Source organism: Ulvibacterium marinum (genome assembly GCF_003626755.1).
GTDB classification, from domain to species: Bacteria; Bacteroidota; Bacteroidia; order Flavobacteriales; family Flavobacteriaceae; genus Ulvibacterium; species Ulvibacterium marinum.
In genome coordinates, this window is record NZ_RBCJ01000001.1 from 1618438 (window position 1) to 1639394 (window position 20957).

Annotated in this window: 21 protein-coding genes and 2 tRNA genes; 12 read left to right on the plus strand and 11 right to left on the minus strand. The window is 41.2% G+C overall.

Annotated elements, in window-relative coordinates; translation table 11 throughout:
• Nucleotides 1-708, plus strand: coding sequence for a hypothetical protein (locus D7Z94_RS06970; RefSeq protein WP_120710760.1), 708 nt, complete (start codon nucleotides 1-3; stop codon nucleotides 706-708).
• Entirely contained in the window at nucleotides 698-1477 is a 780-nt protein-coding gene (locus tag D7Z94_RS06975) for a PRTRC system ThiF family protein (protein ID WP_120710761.1), read from the plus strand. Before D7Z94_RS06970 ends, D7Z94_RS06975 begins: the two co-directional genes overlap by 11 nt.
• Before the next feature lie 183 nt (nucleotides 1478-1660).
• Here D7Z94_RS06975 and D7Z94_RS06980 read toward each other — a convergent pair.
• Together D7Z94_RS06980 and D7Z94_RS06985 are read right to left on the minus strand one after the other, a co-directional pair.
• Nucleotides 1661-1734, minus strand: a tRNA-Arg gene (locus tag D7Z94_RS06980).
• 131 nt (nucleotides 1735-1865) lie between these two features.
• Nucleotides 1866-1938 (minus strand) — tRNA-Met (locus D7Z94_RS06985).
• Nucleotides 1939-2185: 247 nt separating this feature from the next.
• On the opposite strand from D7Z94_RS06985, the gene D7Z94_RS06990 reads away from it, so the two are divergent.
• The 3 genes from D7Z94_RS06990 to D7Z94_RS07000 all read left to right on the plus strand — a co-directional run bounded on the left by D7Z94_RS06990 (nucleotide 2186) and on the right by D7Z94_RS07000 (nucleotide 6080).
• A complete protein-coding gene (locus D7Z94_RS06990; protein WP_120710762.1) occupies nucleotides 2186-3553 on the plus strand; it encodes an alanine/glycine:cation symporter family protein in 1368 nt (455 codons plus the stop codon).
• A complete protein-coding gene (gene era, locus D7Z94_RS06995) occupies nucleotides 3540-4424 on the plus strand; it encodes a GTPase Era (protein ID WP_120710763.1) in 885 nt (294 codons plus the stop codon). The genes D7Z94_RS06990 and era overlap by 14 nt, the downstream gene beginning before the upstream one ends.
• A gap of 129 nt (nucleotides 4425-4553) precedes the next feature.
• Nucleotides 4554-6080: a choice-of-anchor I family protein gene (locus D7Z94_RS07000; RefSeq protein ID WP_120710764.1), complete on the plus strand. Its 1527-nt coding sequence runs from the start codon at nucleotides 4554-4556 to the stop codon at nucleotides 6078-6080.
• 45 nt (nucleotides 6081-6125) lie between these two features.
• On the opposite strand, the gene D7Z94_RS07005 is transcribed toward D7Z94_RS07000, so the two are convergent.
• Nucleotides 6126-6617, minus strand: coding sequence for a GTP-binding protein (locus tag D7Z94_RS07005; protein ID WP_120710765.1), 492 nt, complete (start codon nucleotides 6615-6617; stop codon nucleotides 6126-6128).
• A 282-nt stretch (nucleotides 6618-6899) separates the two neighbouring features.
• Here D7Z94_RS07005 and D7Z94_RS07010 point away from each other — a divergent pair, with 282 nt between their 5' ends.
• Both D7Z94_RS07010 and der read left to right on the plus strand, forming a co-directional pair.
• A complete protein-coding gene (locus tag D7Z94_RS07010) occupies nucleotides 6900-7610 on the plus strand; it encodes a NeuD/PglB/VioB family sugar acetyltransferase (RefSeq protein ID WP_120710766.1) in 711 nt (236 codons plus the stop codon).
• A gap of 158 nt (nucleotides 7611-7768) precedes the next feature.
• Nucleotides 7769-9073, plus strand: a complete 1305-nt coding sequence (gene der / locus D7Z94_RS07015) for a ribosome biogenesis GTPase Der (RefSeq protein ID WP_120710767.1) — start codon at nucleotides 7769-7771, stop codon at nucleotides 9071-9073.
• Nucleotides 9074-9117: 44 nt separating this feature from the next.
• On the opposite strand, the gene D7Z94_RS07020 is transcribed toward der, so the two are convergent.
• The 6 genes from D7Z94_RS07020 to D7Z94_RS07045 all read right to left on the minus strand — a co-directional run bounded on the left by D7Z94_RS07020 (nucleotide 9118) and on the right by D7Z94_RS07045 (nucleotide 12930).
• Complete coding sequence (locus D7Z94_RS07020; RefSeq protein WP_120710768.1) at nucleotides 9118-9585, minus strand: hypothetical protein; 468 nt, start codon at nucleotides 9583-9585, stop codon at nucleotides 9118-9120.
• A gap of 188 nt (nucleotides 9586-9773) precedes the next feature.
• The gene (locus D7Z94_RS07025) at nucleotides 9774-10580 is read right to left on the minus strand and encodes a TPM domain-containing protein (RefSeq protein WP_120710769.1); all 807 of its coding nucleotides are present in this window, start codon (nucleotides 10578-10580) and stop codon (nucleotides 9774-9776) included.
• Complete coding sequence (locus tag D7Z94_RS07030; protein ID WP_120710770.1) at nucleotides 10561-10998, minus strand: TPM domain-containing protein; 438 nt, start codon at nucleotides 10996-10998, stop codon at nucleotides 10561-10563. The genes D7Z94_RS07025 and D7Z94_RS07030 overlap by 20 nt, the downstream gene beginning before the upstream one ends.
• A gap of 4 nt (nucleotides 10999-11002) precedes the next feature.
• Nucleotides 11003-11602 (minus strand): LemA family protein, encoded by a 600-nt coding sequence (locus D7Z94_RS07035; protein ID WP_120710771.1) that lies wholly within the window; start codon nucleotides 11600-11602, stop codon nucleotides 11003-11005.
• 21 nt (nucleotides 11603-11623) lie between these two features.
• Entirely contained in the window at nucleotides 11624-11953 is a 330-nt protein-coding gene (locus D7Z94_RS07040; RefSeq protein WP_120710772.1) for a MerR family transcriptional regulator, read from the minus strand.
• On the minus strand, nucleotides 11953-12930 hold the full coding sequence (locus tag D7Z94_RS07045) for a M23 family metallopeptidase (RefSeq protein ID WP_120710773.1): 978 nt from the start codon (nucleotides 12928-12930) through the stop codon (nucleotides 11953-11955). The genes D7Z94_RS07040 and D7Z94_RS07045 overlap by 1 nt, the downstream gene beginning before the upstream one ends.
• 103 nt (nucleotides 12931-13033) lie before the next feature.
• Here D7Z94_RS07045 and alaS point away from each other — a divergent pair, with 103 nt between their 5' ends.
• Both alaS and D7Z94_RS07055 read left to right on the plus strand, forming a co-directional pair.
• Nucleotides 13034-15673: an alanine--tRNA ligase gene (gene alaS / locus D7Z94_RS07050; protein WP_120710906.1), complete on the plus strand. Its 2640-nt coding sequence runs from the start codon at nucleotides 13034-13036 to the stop codon at nucleotides 15671-15673.
• 1 nt (nucleotide 15674) lies between these two features.
• The gene (locus tag D7Z94_RS07055; RefSeq protein ID WP_120710774.1) at nucleotides 15675-16334 is read left to right on the plus strand and encodes a hypothetical protein; all 660 of its coding nucleotides are present in this window, start codon (nucleotides 15675-15677) and stop codon (nucleotides 16332-16334) included.
• A 72-nt stretch (nucleotides 16335-16406) separates the two neighbouring features.
• Here the strand turns inward: D7Z94_RS07055 and D7Z94_RS07060 are convergent, their stop codons facing one another.
• Complete coding sequence (locus D7Z94_RS07060; RefSeq protein ID WP_120710775.1) at nucleotides 16407-17231, minus strand: dienelactone hydrolase family protein; 825 nt, start codon at nucleotides 17229-17231, stop codon at nucleotides 16407-16409.
• A 138-nt stretch (nucleotides 17232-17369) separates the two neighbouring features.
• Here D7Z94_RS07060 and D7Z94_RS07065 point away from each other — a divergent pair, with 138 nt between their 5' ends.
• The 3 genes from D7Z94_RS07065 (at nucleotide 17370) to D7Z94_RS07075 (ending at nucleotide 19682) form a co-directional block, all read left to right on the plus strand.
• Nucleotides 17370-18326 (plus strand): GSCFA domain-containing protein, encoded by a 957-nt coding sequence (locus D7Z94_RS07065; protein ID WP_120710776.1) that lies wholly within the window; start codon nucleotides 17370-17372, stop codon nucleotides 18324-18326.
• Between the two features lie 27 nt (nucleotides 18327-18353).
• Nucleotides 18354-18968 carry a DUF4230 domain-containing protein gene (locus D7Z94_RS07070; RefSeq protein WP_120710777.1) on the plus strand — a complete coding sequence of 205 codons (615 nt, stop codon included), beginning with the start codon at nucleotides 18354-18356 and terminating at the stop codon, nucleotides 18966-18968.
• A gap of 69 nt (nucleotides 18969-19037) precedes the next feature.
• Nucleotides 19038-19682 carry a DinB family protein gene (locus D7Z94_RS07075; protein ID WP_120710778.1) on the plus strand — a complete coding sequence of 215 codons (645 nt, stop codon included), beginning with the start codon at nucleotides 19038-19040 and terminating at the stop codon, nucleotides 19680-19682.
• Between the two features lie 6 nt (nucleotides 19683-19688).
• Here D7Z94_RS07075 and D7Z94_RS07080 read toward each other — a convergent pair whose 3' ends face one another.
• Nucleotides 19689-20957: a glucuronyl esterase domain-containing protein gene (locus D7Z94_RS07080; protein WP_245967152.1), complete on the minus strand. Its 1269-nt coding sequence runs from the start codon at nucleotides 20955-20957 to the stop codon at nucleotides 19689-19691.

Here is a 20957-nt window from a genome sequence, read left to right on the forward strand (position 1 = left end):
ATGGAACACGTTACCATTTTACAGGCCGACGAACATTTTCTACCCAAGTTTGCTATCATCGGTTATTCCCAAGATCAGGGCTATTATACTCAAGGACATTACTTCTCATATCACAACATAGTTGGAGAGAAATTAACGGCAGGAATGCCTTTAACCAAAGATACCGCCCGAAACGTCTTTAGCTGCTTGGAAGGCGATCTGATAAAGTTCCGTTTCAAGGGAATGTTGCCTAAAAACCTAATCCATTTCGATTTCAAGGGAAGCCTTCAACTGGTCTGGTATGTACATCCAAAACAGCATACCATGTATTTTGATACCAATACGGGGATCGTTTCGGGAAAATATCCATTGCCAAAGTTGCTGTTTAAACTAGAAGGAAATACTCTTAGGGTGTTTGCTCTTCTTCGAAAGGATAGTCTGAACGAATCGACCCCGATTTATAACGCACCGCTACTTAATGTAGATGGGCATGGCAAAGTCTGTATGGGTAGTGCTTCAATGGAGTATGACGGCTTTGAATATTACGAGGACATCATGGGCTTTGTGGAACAGCAATTTTTTCGATCGGTCTTTACGGCAACCCATCACAACCGTATTGCTAAGGGAAATATTGTAGCCATAATGAAAAGCCATTTGGACAAACCATTCTTTGACGATGGATTATTGATTGCAAACAAACTGACCATAAAAGACCTTTATGAAAACTAGGATACACTTTGCGCCTAACTACTTTTATAACCCGACACATCCTATAACGATTGCTTTGATCGGAGTTGGGGGAACGGGTTCATTACTATTGGCACGATTGGCTAGAATCGATCATGCGCTACGTCAAGTAGGACACCCAGGGCTGCACATCATCGCCTATGATTCCGATATAGTCGAACCAAATAATGTAGGGAGACAATTGTACACTACTTCCGATGTTGGGGAGTACAAAGTGATCAATGCCGTTAACAAGGTAAACATGGCATTTGGTCTGCAATGGCAAGGTATTCCCATGGACGCTCTCCCTGATGGCGAAGATATTAGGGCGAATATCATAATTACTTGTGTTGACAATGCCAATTTTCGGGTACAACTCGCACGATCGCTTCAATATCCGTACAAAGGTTCTGAATACAATACTATGTTTTATTGGTTGGATTTGGGCAACAGTAGAAATACAGGGCAATTTGTTATAGGAACGCTTTTCAATGAGAAACGTAAAATAGAAAGAGAGGACTTTGAACAGGTCGAAAAACTCAAAAATATCATCGATTTCTTTCCCGATTTGGATGCCTATGACACACCTACTTTACAGGGCGCAGGATGCACTTATTCCGATAAACTAAATGAACAGTCGCTGTTCATTAACGACGTCTTGGTCGCCCATGCTTCCGACTGTTTGTTTCGCTTGTTATACCACAAACAGATTCAAAAACACGGGGCATTCGTGAATCTAGAATCAGGCAGGGTAAATTCAATCTTAGTCTAAAATTAGAGGCATGAATTTTAAAACAAGTCATTCAGTACACATCAACCAAAAAGGTTGTTCGAGTATTTGTCCAGTTACCTATATTTTGGAAAGACAATTCAAAGCTTCAAATGTTGTACGTATGTTGTACGGATTGAAAATAAAAGGCCTCCAAAAAATTTGGAAGCCTATCAAAAAAATCAGTGATCGCGACAGGATTCGAACCTGTGACCGTCCGCTTAGAAGGCGGATGCTCTATCCAGCTGAGCTACGCGACCTAAATTTTTTAGTTCATTTTTTTTATTTTTCAAAGTACAACGGCCCCCTGCTTAGAAGGCAGATGCTCTATCCAGCTGAGCTACGCGACCCTATAAACAAAAAAGCTCCAAGTTTCCTTGGGGCTTCTTAGTAGCGGGGACTGGACTCGAACCAGCGACCTTCGGGTTATGAGCCCGACGAGCTACCTACTGCTCTACCCCGCGATGTATCTTAAAAGTGCTTTGTAGGCACTTGATTTATTCAATTTACCCAGTTCCGGTAGGTACCCTGTCCTGAGCCTTGTCGAAGGATACTGCTTTAATGTTGAGCCTGTCGAAACACTACCCCGCGATGTGGACGGCAAAGATACAACGGTTTTTTAGTATTATCAAATCCTACCAAAAAAGAATTATTTCTCGAACGGTCTCATGAAAATTAAGAAAATCCATACCTTCGGGACTTTGCGCACCTATGGAGACGTTTAATGATTTTTTATCCGCAATGCTGCCCTATACGGAATGGGCTATGCTGATTCTTTTAATTGGTGGCGGACTTTTTCTTGTTTTTAAATCTAAGTTTTTGCCCTATCGCTACTTTGGTCATGCCATTGCAATAACGGCAGGGAAACATGATAAGGAAGAGGCAAAAGGAGATGTAAGTCACCTACAGGCGTTATCCGCGGCAGTAGCGGCCACCGTGGGCCTGGGAAATATCTCTGGCGTCGCCATTGCCATATACATGGGGGGGCCTGGAGTGGTTTTCTGGATTTGGATTACGGCACTCATAGGGATGTGTATTAAATTCTATTCTTGCAGTCTTTCCATAATGTTTCGGGGAAAGGATTCCGAAGGTAAACTTCAGGGAGGCCCCATGTTCTATATCATTCAAGGGATAGGTCAAAAAGCAAAGCCTCTGGCCAGTTTTTTCTGCATAGCAGGGCTGTTTGGTTTTTTAGGCGTATTCACGGCAAATCAATTTACCCAAACCTTTATGAATGTGGTAAGGCCAGACGAAAACTTGATTATACTGGGGGACTTTAATTGGAAATTGATAGTTGGGATTATTCTGGCCCTTATCACTTCATTCGTTATTTTTGGAGGGCTAAAAAAAATCGCCAAGGTGGCATCCACAATAGTTCCGTTTATGGTGTTGCTATATTTTCTGGCTGTTTTGGTAGTCATGATGACCAATACCTCGGAAATAGGACCCTCTCTAAAATTAATTTTTACCGAGGCTTTTAATCTGGACACCATGGTCAAAGGCGGTCTTTGGGGCTTGATTATCCTTGGAGTGAGGCGAGCTATGTTTTCCAATGAGGCGGGACTCGGGAGCGCGCCTATGTATCATGGTCAGACCAAAACGGATGAACCTGTACAAGAGGGTCTGGTCGCTATGCTGGGCCCCTTTATCGATACCATTATTGTATGTACCCTTACCGCCATAGTTATTATTTTAAGTGGAGCCTACTTGGAAGCAGAAAGTAATGGTATTTTGATGACGTTGATTGCCTTTAAAAAGACATTGTTTGGTTTTGGGGACGTTTTGCTTATGGTTATCGTATCTGCCTTTGCACTTTCAACGCTCTTTACCTATTCATATTATGGGGTAAAATGTCTTTCATTTCTAACCAATGCCAAGATTGGGAAATACTACAACTGGTATTTTGTTGGAACCATTGTTTTTGCCGCGGTCGCTTCGGTAGATTTGGTCATTAATCTGATTGATTTGGCGTATGCCCTTATGGTGATTCCAAATATGTTGGCCGTTCTTTACTTATCACCAAAGGTGGACCAACAAATGAAAATCTACTTCGAAAAAAGGAAACATGTCGGAACATAGAGCCGGATTTGTAAATATCATAGGCAATCCCAATGTGGGAAAATCGACCCTGATGAATGCCTTTGTAGGTGAAAAGTTGTCCATCATCACTTCCAAGGCACAAACCACTAGGCATCGCATTTTAGGTATTGTCAATGGCGATGATTTTCAGCTTATCCTTTCCGATACCCCGGGAATCATCAAGCCGGCATACGAGTTGCAATCCAGCATGATGGACTTTGTGAAATCGGCTTTTGAGGATGCCGATGTATTGCTATATATGGTGGAAATTGGGGAAAAAGCATTAAAGGATGAACGATTCCTGGATAAAATCAAGAGCAGTAAGATTCCTGTTCTTTTACTATTGAATAAAATAGACAGTGCCTCCCAGGAGCTTCTGGAAGAACAGGTACAACATTGGCAAGAAACGTTGCCCAAGGTAGAGATACATCCCATTTCGGCGCTCCAGAACTTTAACGTTAAAGGAGTCTTTGATCGAATAATCGAATTGTTGCCCCAAGCGCCTCCTTATTATCCCAAAGATCAATTAACTGACAAGCCGGAACGTTTTTTTGTCAATGAGACCATACGTGAAAAAATACTGATACACTACAAAAAGGAAATTCCATATTCCGTGGAAATAGAAACCGAAGAATTCCTGGAGGACGCGGACATTATCCGTATGCGTTCCGTAATTATGGTAGAGCGGGATTCACAAAAAGGAATCATAATTGGGCATAAAGGCAGCGCCCTAAAGCGTGTAGGCGTAGAGGCCCGTAAGGACCTGGAAAAATTCTTTGGCAAACAGGTCCATTTGGAATTATACGTAAAAGTAAATAAAAATTGGCGTAGCGATTCCAGACAACTCAAGCGGTTTGGCTACAATAATTAGGCGATTAACATTTACATTTCCTAAACCTAACCTTTTCCTATTACTTAGCTAACCATAACTTAGATTTTTGCTAACCTTTAGTTCTATTGAAAGTTTCATCTTGTCATCAATCTAAAAAACCAACTTAAGATGAAACTTTTTACTAGAATCCTATCCTTAGGATTACTTTTCTCTATTCTTTCTTGCGATAAATTGGATGATTTTCTTGGTGACCCGGATGGGCATGACGATGATGATCCAACAATGGATGTAAATTTTGTGTATAAAAATACCATTCAGGTAGGTGGCGAAGGGGCTGCGGAGATTTCCGCCTATGACCCCATGACCAAGAAACTGTTTACGGTCAATGTGGAGACCAATGGCATATCGGTCTATGATATCTCGGACCTTGATGCCCCCATGCAACTAACGTCCATTGATTTGTCAGGCTCTGGAGCTCCAAATAGTGTAGCAGTAAAAAACGGTATATTGGCGGTAGCCGTGGAAGCTGAAGTAAAACAAGACCAAGGAGCAATTAAACTCTTTGACACGGAAACCCAAAACTATCTAAACTCCTTTACAGTGGGTGCTTTACCCGATATGGTGGCCTTTTCGCCAGACGGGAAGTACATCGTTTCCGCCAATGAGGGAGAGCCCAATGATGACTATACAAATGACCCCCATGGTACGGTAAGTATCATTAATGTGGCAGAAGGCGCTGTGGAGACCTTAGATTTTGAAAGCTTTAATATGGATGTTCACAACCTTTGCGCTGAAGGTTTTAGGGTATTTGGACCGGGCGCCACGCTCGCTATGGATGTAGAGCCCGAATATGTAGCCATCTCGGAAGATTCAAAAACGGCATGGGTTACCCTACAGGAAAACAATGGGGTTGCAGTAGTAAATCTGGAGACAAAGCAAATTGAAGCCATCCTACCTTTAGGGTTTAAGGATTACAGCCTTCCCGGAAATGAAATTGACCCAAGTAACGAAGACGGTAAAAAGGAATTACGGAGTGTACCCGTTTTTGGAATATTCCAACCGGATGCCATAGCGCATTACAACGTAAGCGGGGCAGACTACATTATTACTGCCAATGAGGGTGATGCCAGGGATTACGATGGTTTTTCTGAAGAAGAGAGAATTGGGGGCTTACCCTTGGATGAAACGAAGTTTCCTGATGCGGCAACATTGCAGCTGGAAGAAAACTTGGGCCGGCTTCAATCTACAACAACCTTGGGAGATATTGACGGAGATGGTGATTACGATGAACTGTATAACTACGGGGCACGTTCTTTTACAATTTGGACAGGTAACGGTCAACTGGTATACGATAGTGGCAATGATATTGCCATGCAAACCTTGAGCCTCACTCCCGACGTTTTTAACGGGGACGACGCACGAAGTGATGATAAAGGGGCGGAACCCGAGGCCGTAGAAGTTTTGAAAGTTGGGGAAAAGTACATTCTCTTTGTAGGTCTGGAACGAAATAATCAGGTGATGATTTATGATATTTCCGATCCATATGCCCCTGTTTTTATGGATATCCTATCCAATGCCGGGGATATTGGCCCAGAAGGTGTATTGGCCATTCCTGCGGAGTATAGCCCTTCAGGAAAAGATGTATTGGTAGTTAGTAATGAGGTAAGCGGAACCGTTACTTTTTACGAAAATTAGTGTAATTAATTGATTGGGATGGATGATTTTTGATCGATTGTGAAATCAATCGGTCAAGGTCTCCATCATAAATTGATACAGTTCCCGCATTTGGGGTTTCCCTTTGCGTTTTCCCGCCCTTCCAAAGGCATACAGTACAAACCATAGGATTACCATAAAAATCATAATCCCCATCTGAAGTCCGTAGGGTCTACCAAGCGAGGCATAAGAATAGGCCCAAATCCCAAAAATGATAAAAAACGTTCCCACTCCAAAATGAAGGAACATAAAAAAAGTCCATAAAGTAGGGTTAGGTCCAAAAAGGCCATAGAGCTTACTGTTCTTTACATCAACTTCATTGATTTCCAAATGCAATTGAGGCGACCAAAAATGGATATGTTCCCTGTTGAACTTGATGAACACATGGTCATCTACCCTTTTCAACAAAAAGGGATCTTTTTGTGTCTGCTCAAAGGCTTCCAAAACCGTTTCCTTCTCATTTGGTAACTCCAACTGAAACCTAGGTCTTAGAACAATATCATTGGGTAGTGTTTTCATTAGACATCAAGGGTGTAATAATATACTTCTTTTTTTGGAAAAGGAGAAGGCAGATCTTTGAAGAAAATGATTTTTGCAATTCTTAGGCTGGTGGGAGAGACGAAAATATATGTCTACATTTTTAATATGTTTTCGAAATTTTAAAAAGATTTATGATTCTGAAAATCAGAGCTATCTTATCTTAATATTAGTAATTTAGTCGAAAAGACACCTTTTTTCTTTACCCTATGTTAACTTTGAGTATCTTTGAAATATCGATGAAACGCAAAAAAATCCGATAAAATGCACAATATTGTCATTTTTGGAGCTTCCGGTCACGGTAGTGTCGTCATGGATTGTGTTAAGAAGGAAGGAGAGTATAACTTTGTTGGATATATAGATTCCTTTCAGAAAAAGGGCAGAGAACACAATGGCTACCCAATTCTTGGTAATGAATACGATCTTCCCTATTTGATCGAAAAGTATAATATACATGGTGGCATAGTTGCGATTGGGGATAATTGGATAAGAAAAATAATTGTTGAGAGAATTATTAGAATTATCTCTGATTTTCGTTTTGTTTCTACCGTTCATCCCACGGCCATTGTAGGTATGAACGTAGAAATTGGTCATGGCAGTGTGGTTATGCCCGGGGTAATCATTAATGCTAACTCCGTTATCGGAAATCATTGCATACTCAATACAAACTCTTCTTTTGAGCATGACGGCCTTCTGTGCGACTTTTCAAGTTTAGCACCAAGGGTTTGTGTAGGGGGAAATTTTATTCTGGGAACAGGTTCTGCTATTTGTTTGGGTACGAATATTATTGAGAATATCACCATAGGAAAATATACTGTTATCGGTGCGGGATCTTTGGTGGTTGGTAATGTCGATAGTTATGTTTTGGCTTATGGGTCTCCTGTTAAAAAAATTAGGAATAGAATAGCTGGCGATCCTTACCTGATGGGAAGTAGAGGTGACACAAATATGATTTCACTATTTCGACACAGGTAGAAGTATTTTAATTATGCTTTAAGGAGCTATGCTTTTTCAATTCCAGGTTTTAATATACCTGCCAGATTCCATACCTTTTTCCATTCTCTTCCTACTTTAGTCCATTTACCATTATAATTTATTGATTAGTGCTACCTTTGCAAACTCAATTGATTTTTATGAGCGCGATTGTTGCCATTGTAGGAAGGCCCAATGTAGGTAAATCCACTTTTTTTAACCGTCTCATACAGCGCCGTGAGGCCATAGTGGATGCCATTAGTGGGGTTACACGTGATCGCCACTATGGAAAGAGCGATTGGAACGGAAAGGAATTTTCCTTAATAGACACTGGAGGTTATGTTGTAGGCAGTGACGATATTTTTGAAAAGGAAATCGACAAACAGGTAGAATTGGCGATAGATGAGGCAGATGCCATTATATTCATGGTAGATGTGGAATCCGGGGTAACCGGTATGGATGAGGATGTAGCAAAATTACTTCGAAGAATAGACAAGCCGGTTTTTTTAACGGTCAACAAAGTGGACAATGCCAAACGGGCTGCGGATGCAGTAGAATTCTACGCGCTGGGATTAGGGGAGTATTACACCCTTTCCAGCATCAATGGAAGTGGAACCGGAGAGCTGTTGGATGATTTGGTCAAGGTCTTGCCCGAAAAAGAAATGGAAACGGATGATTTACCCAGATTTGCCGTGGTAGGAAGGCCAAATGCGGGAAAATCATCTTTCATCAACGCATTGATCGGAGAGGAACGCTATATAGTTACGGATATTGCGGGAACCACTCGGGATAGTATTGACACCAAATACAATCGCTTCGGTTTTGAGTTCAATTTGGTGGATACGGCGGGTATTCGGAGGAAAGCCAAAGTAAAGGAAGATTTGGAGTTTTATTCAGTGATGCGTTCGGTAAGGGCCATTGAACATTGTGACGTATGTCTTCTTTTGTTCGATGCAACTAGAGGATTCGATGGCCAGGTCGAAAACATTTTTTGGCTCGCGCAGCGAAACAATAAAGGCATCGTGATTTTGGTCAATAAATGGGATTTGGTCGGTGATAAGGAAACCCATACCATGAAGCAGTATACCCAAAAGATCAAACAAGCGATGGAACCTTTTACCGATGTACCCATCCTCTTTATTTCGGTATTGACCAAGCAGCGAATTTTTAAGGCAATTGAAACAGCGGTGGAGGTGTATAAAAATCGCTCCAAACGCATCCCCACCCGTAAGTTGAATGATGTTATGCTGCCCATTATCCAGAATACGCCACCACCCGCCTATAAAGGAAAATACGTAAAAATAAAGTTCATTACGCAGCTGCCCACTCCTTTTCCACAATTTGCCTTCTTTTGTAATCTGCCCCAATATGTACGTGATCCTTACAAGCGGTTTTTAGAGAACAAATTGCGGGAACACTTTGTCTTTACGGGTGTACCCATGTCAATTTTTATGCGTAAGAAGTAGTTTTTGGTATATTGAATACTCAACTTATTGAGGTACTCCAGTCTTCAATTAACTGAAATGGTAAAAATCCAAGGTCTGGAATTTACATCTTGGACGGTATCATTTATTTTAAGATTATCCAGGAATAACCGGTTTGCGCAACAACCGACACCGCCAGTCCTTGCCAATTCAAGGGCCAACACAAATTCATTGGTCTCCCCTATCCGAAGGGTATACTCAAAACTGCCAATTTCCCAATTTTCATCGCTTAGGACCAAAAGTTCTTTTTCCAGTACATTCCTTATTTCAAAGTTCATTGATGGATTTCCATTTACGGTAATATCGCTTTCGTCATGGATATTGGCAAAAAAGACATTCTCGTTGGTATCACTGGATACAACTTCTAAAAATAGCTCGGAGAAATCAGCTTCGCATAGTACGGCGGCGCAATCAGGAGCTAGAACATTATCCCCCTCGTTGTCACACATTGATAGAAGTACCAAAACGGGCAGAAAAAACAATACTTTGCACATTATTTTTCTTTTAGGATGGACAAGTCAAAAAAAGGTTGCGTAGTATGTACAAGTGGTTTTTAGAGAGCAAGTTATGGGAACATTTTAACCTCACCGGCGTACTCATACCCATTTTTATGCTTCAGAAGTAGCATCGCCAGATACTATAATTCTGATTTTGATTTTAAAACGTGCACTTGAATTTGGATTTACCAACCTCCTGAAGCGCCTCCGCCACCAAAACCACCGCCACCAAAGCCCCCACCGAATCCGCCGCTTCCAAAACCGCCTCCTCCAAAGCCTCCTTTGGAACTACCGCCGAATCCGCCACGCCCCATATTGCTGAGGATAATGATATCCCAAATATCCGGCCCAGAAGAACGATTACCACCTCGTCCACCACCTTTTCGATTTCTGCGCGAAAGAATGATCAAAATAATAATAAAAACAATAAAGGGTAGTATGGAGCCTAATGGAAATCCTTCTTCATTGTTAAAAGTCCGTTCTTCCTTAAATTCTCCTGTCAATACCTTAAAAATGGAGTCAACACCATTGCTAAGACCACCATAGTAGTCATCTAGCTTGAACCGAGGTACGATAATATTTTCTATAATACGTCGGGACATCGCATCCGTAAGATTGCTCTCCACACCATATCCTGTATTTATAGCGATTCTTCGATCATCTTTAGCCAAAAGAACTAGAATACCGTTATCCTTATCGGCTTGGCCTATACCCCATTTTTGACCCCATTGGGCCCCAAGATAATTGATATTCTCCCCTTCCGTAGAACTTATGATCGCTATGACTATTTGTGTGGAGGTACTATCTGAATAACGAATTAGTTTTTTTCTCAGATTTGATTCTTGATTTTGAGAAAGTAGGCCAATGTAATCGTATACACTGGTTTGGTCACTAGTAGAAGCCGGTTTTTCTGGAATTCGGAACTGGGCAAAGGTAACTCCCGAGCAAAAAAGGCAAACGACTAAAAGAAGACTAACCTTTTGAAATTTCATCGCTTAATTCATTCATATCCCCATGCTGCCATGGGAAATGGGATTCCAATTCTTTGCCTGCAGTTAAAACGCCGTCAATGATGCCCTGTTTGAAATGCCCTTCCTTGAATGCTTTTTGGATGGCATCTCGAGTGCTTTCCCAAAAACCTTTAGGGACTACCTTATCTATGCCATTATCTCCATAAATGGCAAAATTTCTATCATTGACCGCAATGTATATTAGTACTCCATTATCTTCTTTGGTATTGTCCATTTTAAGTATATGGAAGACTTCTTTGGCACGATCAAGATAATCTAGCTCTGTATGTGCTTCGATATGTACGCGGATTTCCCCTGAGGTGTTCTTTTCGGCCTGCAAAATGGCCAGGACAATTTCCTTCTCCTCCTCCGCGGTTAGAAATTCCTCTACCTTGGACATAAGGTTAGTTAAAGTCAAATTCTACGTCCGGTGCTTGATCCGAACCTGGATCAGCTTGGTAACGGGCCATCTCATCAAAACCGAAAAGTCCTGCCAATAACTTCCCCGGGAACTTGGTGGTGTGGATGTCGTAAAGATTTACCTTTTCGTTAAATCTATTGCGTTCCACGTTTATCCTATTCTCCGTTCCCTCAAGTTGGGCCTGTAATTCCAAGAAGTTTTGATTGGCCTTTAGTTCAGGATAACGTTCCACTACAACCATTAGTTTGCCAAGGGCACCTGTTAATCCACTTTGGGCCTCTTGAAAGGCCGCCATACTTTGGGGAGTGAGATTGTTTACATCTATGTTGGTAGAAGTGGCCTTGGCGCGTGCTTCTATTACATCGGTTAGCGTACCCCGTTCGAAGTCTGCGGCACCCTGGACGGTTTTGACCAAATTTCCGATGAGATCATTTCTGCGCTGGTAGGCGCTTTCTACATTGGACCAAGCGGTCTTGGCATCCGCCTCCAATTCTACGGCCGTATTGTTAAATCCTACGGCCCATTGATAGAGGCCAAAAGCAATGACCCCAAGAATAATTAAAATAATTAATCCCTTTTTCATGGTAGTGTATTTAAGGTAGATTTATAGTTGCTCTTTTATCTTGGAAAGCTCGGCCTTTATCCGTTCCAACTTTTGGATAATTTCGAAATTATTCAAGGTTTTCTGTCTACTTTCACGAAGATGTGTCTTTGCCCCTTCCAGGGTAAATCCCCGTTCCTTCACCAAATGGTAAATAAGACGTAGGTTATTGATGTCCTGAGGGGTGAATTTTCGATTACCTTTGGCATTTTTTTTGGGTTTGAGCGCATCGAATTCCTTTTCCCAAAAACGTATCAAAGAAGTGTTTACCCCAAAGGCCTTGGCGACTTCGCCAATACCATAGTATCGTTTTTCAGGCAGCTCTACGTACATTAATCCAAGGATTGATTTTCTTGAGTAGCGTATTTGAGCATATTCTCGAATTCTTCCGCCGACAAACTTCCGTAATAGAAGTTTATGGGGTTTATGCGTTCCTCATCCTTCCACACTTCATAATGTACATGAGGAGCTTCGGAGCGTCCTGTATTCCCTACAAAGCCAATGATGTCTCCACGCTTTACCTTTTGTCCCCTTTTTACGTTGTATCTGCTTAAATGGGCATAAAGGGTAATGTATCCATACCCATGTTCTATACGGATATGTTTGCCAAAACCTGAAGATCTATTGTCCGCCCGAGTTACCTTACCATCCCCTGTTGCATATATAGGCGTACCCCTAGGTGCAGTGAAATCCATACCCCTATGCATTTTCCTAGCTTTGGTAAAGGGGTCCGACCGCCAACCGAAACCTGATGCCATTCGGGTAAGGTCTTCATTGTTAATGGGTTGTATGGCAGGAATAGAAGCCAATAGTTTCTCCTTTTCCTTGGCCAATTTGGTAATCTCATCCAAGGACTTGGATTGTATGGCCATTTGTTTTTTAATGATGTCCAGGCGCTTGGTGGTGGCAATGACCATTTCAGAATTATTGAAGCCTTCCAAGGATTTGTATCGATTAATCCCTCCAAAGCCAGCTCTTCTTTGTTCTTCCGGGATAGGATTGGCCTCAAAATATAGACGATAAATGTTATTGTCGCGGTCCTCTATATTGGCCAAAACTTCCTCAATTTGCTCCATTTTTTTGTTCAAAAGCTCAAACTGTAGCTCGTAATTCTTTACCTCACGCTGTAAGGACAATTCCCTTGGCGTATTTATTAAATTGGTATTCAATAATAGGATAAGACATAATAGGCCAAATAATAATGACCCAAGGAAGAAAAAAGCGATATTCCAATAGCGCTTGGATTTTTTGGGTTCTATCTTTCGGTAGGACAAGGTGTCCGGGTCGTAATAATACTTTACCTTAGACATGAATGGATTTTATCCTATTTTTGTGCTTTCTTTTAACAAAACAAACAAATATAAAAATTGTTTTGTACAAACCGTTAAAATTTGTAAAACCTTACCATTTTCAATGACTTCCAAAGAAATAAGGAATCAATTTTTAAATTTTTTCAAAGGAAAAGCGCATAAAATTGTGCCTTCTGCCCCCATGGTCGTCAGGGATGATCCTACCCTAATGTTTACCAATGCGGGGATGAACCAATTCAAGGAATTTTTCCTAGGAAATCGGAAGGCGGAACATGTTAGGGTGGCGGATTCCCAAAAATGTCTTCGGGTAAGCGGCAAGCATAACGATCTTGAGGAAGTAGGCAAGGATACCTATCACCATACCATGTTCGAGATGCTGGGGAATTGGAGTTTTGGTGACGCCGCCAGTTCCGACACAGCTGGGTATTTCAAAAAAGAAGCCATACAATGGTCTTGGGAATTGCTGACCGATGTTCTCAAAATAGATAAGGCCGATCTCTATGTTACCGTCTTTGAGGGGAGCGAGGATGCCGATAACCTGGAGATGGATAAAGAGGCCTATGAACATTGGAAGGCCATTGTTCCCAAGAATCGCATCCTTATGGGCGACAAGAAGGATAACTTTTGGGAAATGGGGGATCAAGGCCCTTGTGGCCCTTGTTCCGAAATACATGTGGATATACGTACCGCCGAGGAAAAAGCAAAGACTTCCGGAGCATCCCTGGTGAATCAGGACCATCCTCAAGTAGTGGAGATTTGGAACCTGGTTTTCATGCAATACAATCGAAAAGCCAACGGAGCGCTAGAGCCCCTACCTGCCAAACATGTGGATACCGGAATGGGCTTTGAACGTTTGTGTATGGTTTTACAGGGTGTAAAATCCAATTACGATACCGATATTTTTTCTCCGATTATCCGGGAAATAGAAACCATAACCAATACCAAATATGGACAGAATGAGGATATCGATATAGCTATCAGGGTAATTGCGGATCATGTTCGTGCCGTGGCGTTTTCCATTGCGGATGGACAACTCCCTAGCAACACGGGGGCAGGTTATGTTATCCGAAGAATATTGCGCAGGGCCATACGCTATGGATTTACCTTTTTGGGAATAAAGGAACCGTTTATGTTCCGTTTGGTAAATGTGCTGGTCAGCGTAATGGGCGAAGCATTCCCCGAATTGAAACAGCAGAGGCACTTGATCGAGAATGTAGTACGGGAAGAGGAGCATTCTTTTCTAAATACCCTGGAACAAGGCTTGGTACTTTTGGAAAGCGTTATCCAATCTACGAAAACTAAAACAGTGGATGGCCACAAAGCTTTTGAACTTTACGACACCTATGGTTTTCCAATAGACCTAACGGCATTGATTCTCGAGGAAAAAGGGTATGCCTTGGATGAAAAGGGGTTTGAGAAAGCAATGCAGGAACAAAAAGAGCGCTCAAAATCAGCCTCTGAAATTTCCAAGGGCGATTGGGAGATTTTATCCAGCGATGTAGAACAGGAATTTGTAGGCTATGACCTCTTGGAGGCCGATGTAAAGTTGACCAAATATAGAAGGGTTTCCTCCAAAAAGGATGGCGAGCATTATCAATTGGTATTCAATATAACTCCATTTTATCCCGAAGGAGGGGGGCAAGTTGGGGATAAGGGCTATTTGGAAGTCCCGAATGGAGATGTGGTATATATTGTTGATACCAAAAAGGAGAACAATGAAATTGTACATTTTGCCAAAAGCTTGCCTAGACATACCGAAGCCACCTTTAGAGCGGTTGTTGATAAAAAGCAGAGGCAACGAACAGCTGCAAATCACACTGCAACACATTTGTTGCACCAAGCGCTAAGGGAAATATTAGGTTCCCATGTAGAACAAAAAGGATCGGCCGTACATTCCAAATACCTCCGGTTCGATTTTTCCCACTTTGCGAAGTTGACCCAAGAAGAAATTAAATCTGTGGAGGAGTTTGTACGTGCTCGTATAGATGGTCAATTGCCCTTACAGGAAAACAGAAATGTACCTATGACCCAGGCTCTTGATGAAGGCGCCATGGCATTGTTCGGTGAAAAATACGGTGATACGGTCCGTACAATCCGTTTTGGGCAATCTATAGAATTATGTGGTGGTACCCATGTACGGAACACCGGTGATATCTGGCATTTTAAAATTGTTTCCGAGAGTGCCATAGCAGCTGGGATTAGACGTATAGAAGCCATAACTTCGGATGCCGTAAAGGATTTTTATACCAAAAGCGAAAGTGTACTTGCCGAACTCAAAGGTCTCCTGAACAATCCACAAGATCCTGTTAAGGCACTGGAATCCCTTCAAAATGAAAATACCAGATTAAAAAAGGATGTGGAACAGTTGTTAAAGGACAAGGCCAAAAACCTTAAGGGGGAGCTGTTAAATGAATTGGAGGAGGTAAACGGGATTCAATTTCTGGCCAAAAAGCTAGATTTGGATGCGGCCAGTATCAAGGATCTTTCATTTGAAATGGGAAATAGCCGAAACGATTTGTTCTTACTTTTTGGAACGGAGCAGAATGGGAAGGCCCTGCTATCTTGCTATATATCCAAAGCATTAGTGGCTGAGCGGGAAATGAACGCGGGAACCATTGTCCGTGAACTTGGAAAATTTATTCAAGGTGGTGGGGGCGGACAACCTTTTTTTGCCACGGCAGGAGGGAAAAATCCAGATGGGATACATCAAGCCTTACAAGAGGCCAGAAAATATGTAGTGTAAAATGAAACGCCTAAGACTCCGTAATTTCAATTGGAAATATATTGTCGGGGAGGTTCTATTGATATTTGTTGGAATCAATCTTGCTATTTGGTTCAACGATTGGAATGCTTCCAAAAAAATAGATCAGGACAAGAAAATTGCTATTGAAAAAATTCAAATTGAAATTAAAAATAATTTAGGGGAGCTTCGAAAGACAAGGCAAAACAACCAGCGCCTTGTCAAGGCCATCGAGACTTATAAAGGATTTGATTCGGGCGATGAGGATGGTGTTGTAGTAACAGCTGGACAAATGGGTAAATTTCAAAAAGAGTTTCCGGACTTTTTGCGTATAACAGATTCTACTAACATAGCTGACGCACTATTTAATTATGAAGGGGATGTTTTCATTAATCTAGAGTTGGCCGAGCTTTCCAAAATAGCATGGGAAACGTCCAAGACTACGGGAATTGTAAACGAATTTAATTATGACTGCCTCTATGGACTTCAAGGCATTTATAATCTGCAGGATTTGGTCATGAAGGAAATGGACAAGGCCAGCAATGCGTTACAGAATCAGGAAATAGAGCTTTTGCTTCGGGTCTTGGATTTTATTCGCCAAATGGATTCCAGTTTGGAAAAGGAATATGAAGCTTTTTTGAAACGGATCACGGACTGTATATAACCATTGTTTTTTTAAAGGAAAACACTTTTCTTTTAGCAAATGTCATTGAAATATGCCATAAACTCGATTTTGTTATTCCCAAACGGAGTCTTTTAACCAGTCAATAGCATCTTCTACATAAGGTAAATAACTACAAGCCCTATTGTGATCTAACCCCTCTGCTTTTACAAATATAATTTCACTACCAGCATTTCTAGATCGCTCCACCAAATCCTCCGTATTGGAAAAGGGAAAAATTACGTCGGTTTCCCCATGAATAACATATAAGGGGATTTCCGTTTTTTTTGCTATTCCATTGTCCGAAGATATTAGACCGTAGGCCTGTGCCATAGGTATGGCCGCTGAAAAAAGCTCGGGATGGGTATCGGCAAAGAACCAACTCCCAAAACCGCCATCACTATATCCAAAGACAACCACTCTTTTAGGGTCAACATTTAGATGCTCTATTGAAAATTTCACTAGGTTGACCACTTGAGCCTCATTGAAAGGGTCAAACCATAAAAGAGCTTCAGAAGTAGGACTCAAAATATATGCCTTGATATTTTTCGTCTCCAGGGCAGGTCCAAGTAGACAATCTCCTCGTCTGAACCCATCTGGCCTTGGGGTAAGTGCACCACCATGTAAATTTATAAAAAGGGGTACCAATTCATCGTCCGTCACTTCTGGTACATTTAGACGAAATCGCCATCTTTGGTTGAATAATACGCTTATTTCAAAATCGTTGATGCCGGTTTTAAAAGGAAGCTCAGAAAAATCCTTATTGGCCTTTTCAACATCCAATTCAGAGGTCGGTTCCATTGCGGGTTCTTGGTTGGTTTCCAAAAAACTATCACTACACGCAACACTGCATAAAATTACCGCAAAAAAGGATAAAATGATTTTTGCTTTAAATCCCATAATTTGTAAAATATTGAAAATCAGTATATAAAAATACTAAATTTTCTTCTGTAAACTATCAAGGCGATAACAAATATATTGAGCTTGTGAGTTTAAAATGAAGATTAAGTTTGTATTTTGTGAATCGTTTTTATGTCGATGAAGCTACAGACCAAAATTCCTTTAAATCCTGCAAATAGTCAAATTGATTATCAAAGCCGATTACTGCTGGTAGGGTCATGTTTTGTTGAGAACATCGGCAAAAAATCGGATTATTTTAAATTCCAAAATCTTCAAAATCCATGGGGTGTTCTGTTTCATCCGAAAGCGATCGAAAATCTACTTTCAAGAGCATTAGATCATAATACTTTTACAGAAAGGGATGTTTTTTTTCACAATGAGCGTTGGCATTGTTTTGATGCACATTCCGATTTAAGTGATGTGTCCAAGGAAAGGCTAGTTCAAAGGTTAAACGAAAGTCTTGAACATACGAGCCAAGAAATAGGCGAAGCCACACATATTATCTTAACCTTGGGCACGGCTTGGACCTATCGCTATAAAAAGACCAATGCCCTAGTGGCCAACTGCCATAAGATTCCACAAAAGGAATTTGATAAGGAACTCCTTTCCATAGAAACTATTGCAAAGAGCCTGGAACAGCTTGTAAATCGGATTCAATCTGTCAATAAAAAGGCTCAAATTATTTTAACCATTTCCCCGGTTCGTCATCTTAAAGATGGTTTCCTTGAAAACCAAAGGAGCAAAGCCCATTTAATAACTGCTGTTCACCAATTGCTGGACACTTATCCAGAAAGGACCACATGTCTTTATTTTCCTTCCTACGAACTTATGATGGACGAATTGCGCGACTACCGCTTCTATGAAGCAGATATGATTCATCCTAATTCATTGGCCATCGATTATATCTGGGAAAAATTCAAGGAAACCTGGATTTCTAAACAAGCCTATTCTACAATGGAAAAAGTGGATACAATCCAAAAAGGGCTGATGCACCGACCTTTTCATCCCGATTCGGAATCCCATCAAAAATTCAGAAAATCGCTACAGGAGAAAATTGTGTATCTTCAAAAAGGATATCCTTTTATGGAGTTTTAAACTTCATGCGAGGTCAACACTGGGATGATGAAAAAAATAGTAATCGGAGTAATTATTACATTGGCGGTTGTCCTTATTTTCCGGTCCTGTTCTGAGGAAAGAAAGGAAAAATCCATTCTTCAGGAAAATTCCATGCTCATACAGCAGCAGATCGATAATGTCTCCAAGCTTATCGTAACCGAGGGACATTTTGCCGAAGTCTACACCTACAAAGATTCTCAAGAACTATTCGGCTCCTTGATCACAGCAGATAAAAAGGCATTAGTGGTAGTAAATGCCGAGGTTACCGTAGCCTACGATTTATCCAAGATCGATTTTGAAATGGACAGAGATAGCAAAACTCTTTACATTAAAACCATTCCCGAACCGGAAGTTAAAATCAATCCAGATTTTGAATATTATGATGTGACGGCGGATTACTTTAATCAATTTAATGCTTCGGATTACAATACCATTAAAACGAATGTGAATAGTGCTTTATTTAAAAAGATAGAAGCTTCTCCCCTGAAAACCAACGCCCGAAACCGATTGATCAGTGAACTTCAAAAATTCTACATCTTGACCAATTCCATGGGTTGGTCATTGGCCTATAAAGACCGAATCATAAATCAAGATTTAAACCAAATTTTGACTGAGGATTGATGTTAAAATTTCCTGAAACTCAGGTAAGGTATACGGGTTTGTTTCTAAATTGGAAGTAAATGAAGAATCATGGACAACCTAGAACCAAAAAATGATAGACGGAATTTTTTAAGGGCATCCACGCTTTTAGGTGCCGGATTGTTTATTCCTAAAGTGAATTTTGCCTCGAGCGGGACGTTTTCTGCCAATGATAATATCCATGAGTTTGGAAAAAGGGAGGGTTATACCGATCAAGTTAGCATCTTGATATCCATGATGGACTGGATGCGATTTGTGATCATAAGGGATACGAGGGGTATTTCACAAGAGCAGCTTGATTTTTTATTAGATGAAAATTCAAACACTATAGGGGCCATGTTAATGCATCTGGCCGCCACGGAACGCTATTATCAAATCGATACGTTTACGGGAATCCCCAAAAATAAACTTGGTTTTGGTGTGGAAGAGGATGTTTGGAGCGCAGCTAGTAATTTAGGTGATTCCGGGCGCAGGGTGTTTAAGGACAAACCCTTATCTTTCTATTTGGATAAATTGAATGAGGTGAGGGAGTTTTCAAAAAAGGAATTAAAAAATAGGGACGACAGTTGGTTAATGGAATCTACAGAATTCTTCGGTAACCAACCTACCAACAACTATTGTAAATGGTTCCACGTGGTGGAACATGAATCCAACCATAACGGTCAGATCCGATATATCAAAGGCAGAGCGGCCTGATCAATTCTATTCTATAAACTTCTTGGCCCAAATAAGATACTGTTCCCAATCGTAGTCGGTTACATCATGTATACCTGTTCTAATGTGATAGGCCACTGTATTTTGAATAGGTTGGTTAACCTCGGGCATCCTTTGTGAAGTGATTCCCTCTTTACCGAACAAGCCATAAACCGGAAAAGTATAATGGGCCGAAAGAAATTCACCTTTGGGATCCGCCCATTGATCTTCCTCTGCACTTGCAACATATAAGGGTCTTGGTGCAATTAGGGCCAACAATTGGTGCTGGTCTATGGGCAAAGCTTCTTCATTTTCATTGTATTTCTCAAAATTATCACAAAACCAGTGGGGGAAACTTGTATTGATACGGCCAACGGTTTCGCCAAATTTCCGTTTGGATAATGCGGCCCCGCCACAGCCCGAGTTATTACTAATGACCCCTGCAAAACGTTCGTCTGTGGCGGCTGCCCACAAGGCAGCCTTCCCCAATCGTGAATGTCCAAAAGCTATGACTTTAGAAGCGTCTACTTGTTTCTCCTTTTCCAGAAAATCCAAGGCCCTACTCAATCCAAAGGCCCATGCAGCGATACTCCCCCATTCGTTGGCCTTAGGCTGTTTTTGCCCTTTGCTATAAAAAAGGGTGTGCAGCCCATCCGAAAAATCATTTTTATCCGGATCCACCTCACCATAATAAATGACCGCCAACCCAAATCCTTTATCCAGAATTTTATCTATGGCCCAGCGATGGGCACGCACTCCCCTGGAAGCTTCTGTTGCATGGTTTGCGGTAATGCCCAACTTTTCATTGTTCATGGTCCAAGCTTTGGAAACGAGCACATTGAGGTCCGTGGTAATCGTATGGTTCCCGAAAAAATTATAACCCAAAAATAAAGGTGCCTTGTCCTTGTGTTTTGGCAGATATAGAAGGATGTTAAACTGGAGTGAACGACTGCCTTTTTGGAGGGTAACTTCAATTTGCTTACGATGTGCCTTACCATTAAGGGCGTTTTCGTTTCTTTCTACAACTTCAAATGAAGCATTGTCCAATGTTCCAGGTACCTTTCCGTAGACGTTTTCTTCAAAGAAATTGAGAAGTTCGGGTCGTCGTTCTGTATTCCAGTCTTCGCTGTTTTTGATTATCTCTCCGGAAAAGGTAGTCAGTAGATCTGGGATTGGGAATACGGGCACCTTGGCCTCATCATAATTTGGTTCAAATTGTGCGGAGGAGAAATGTGTCATGAAGAGAAGGATAATAGTATGGTTTATTATTTTTTTCAT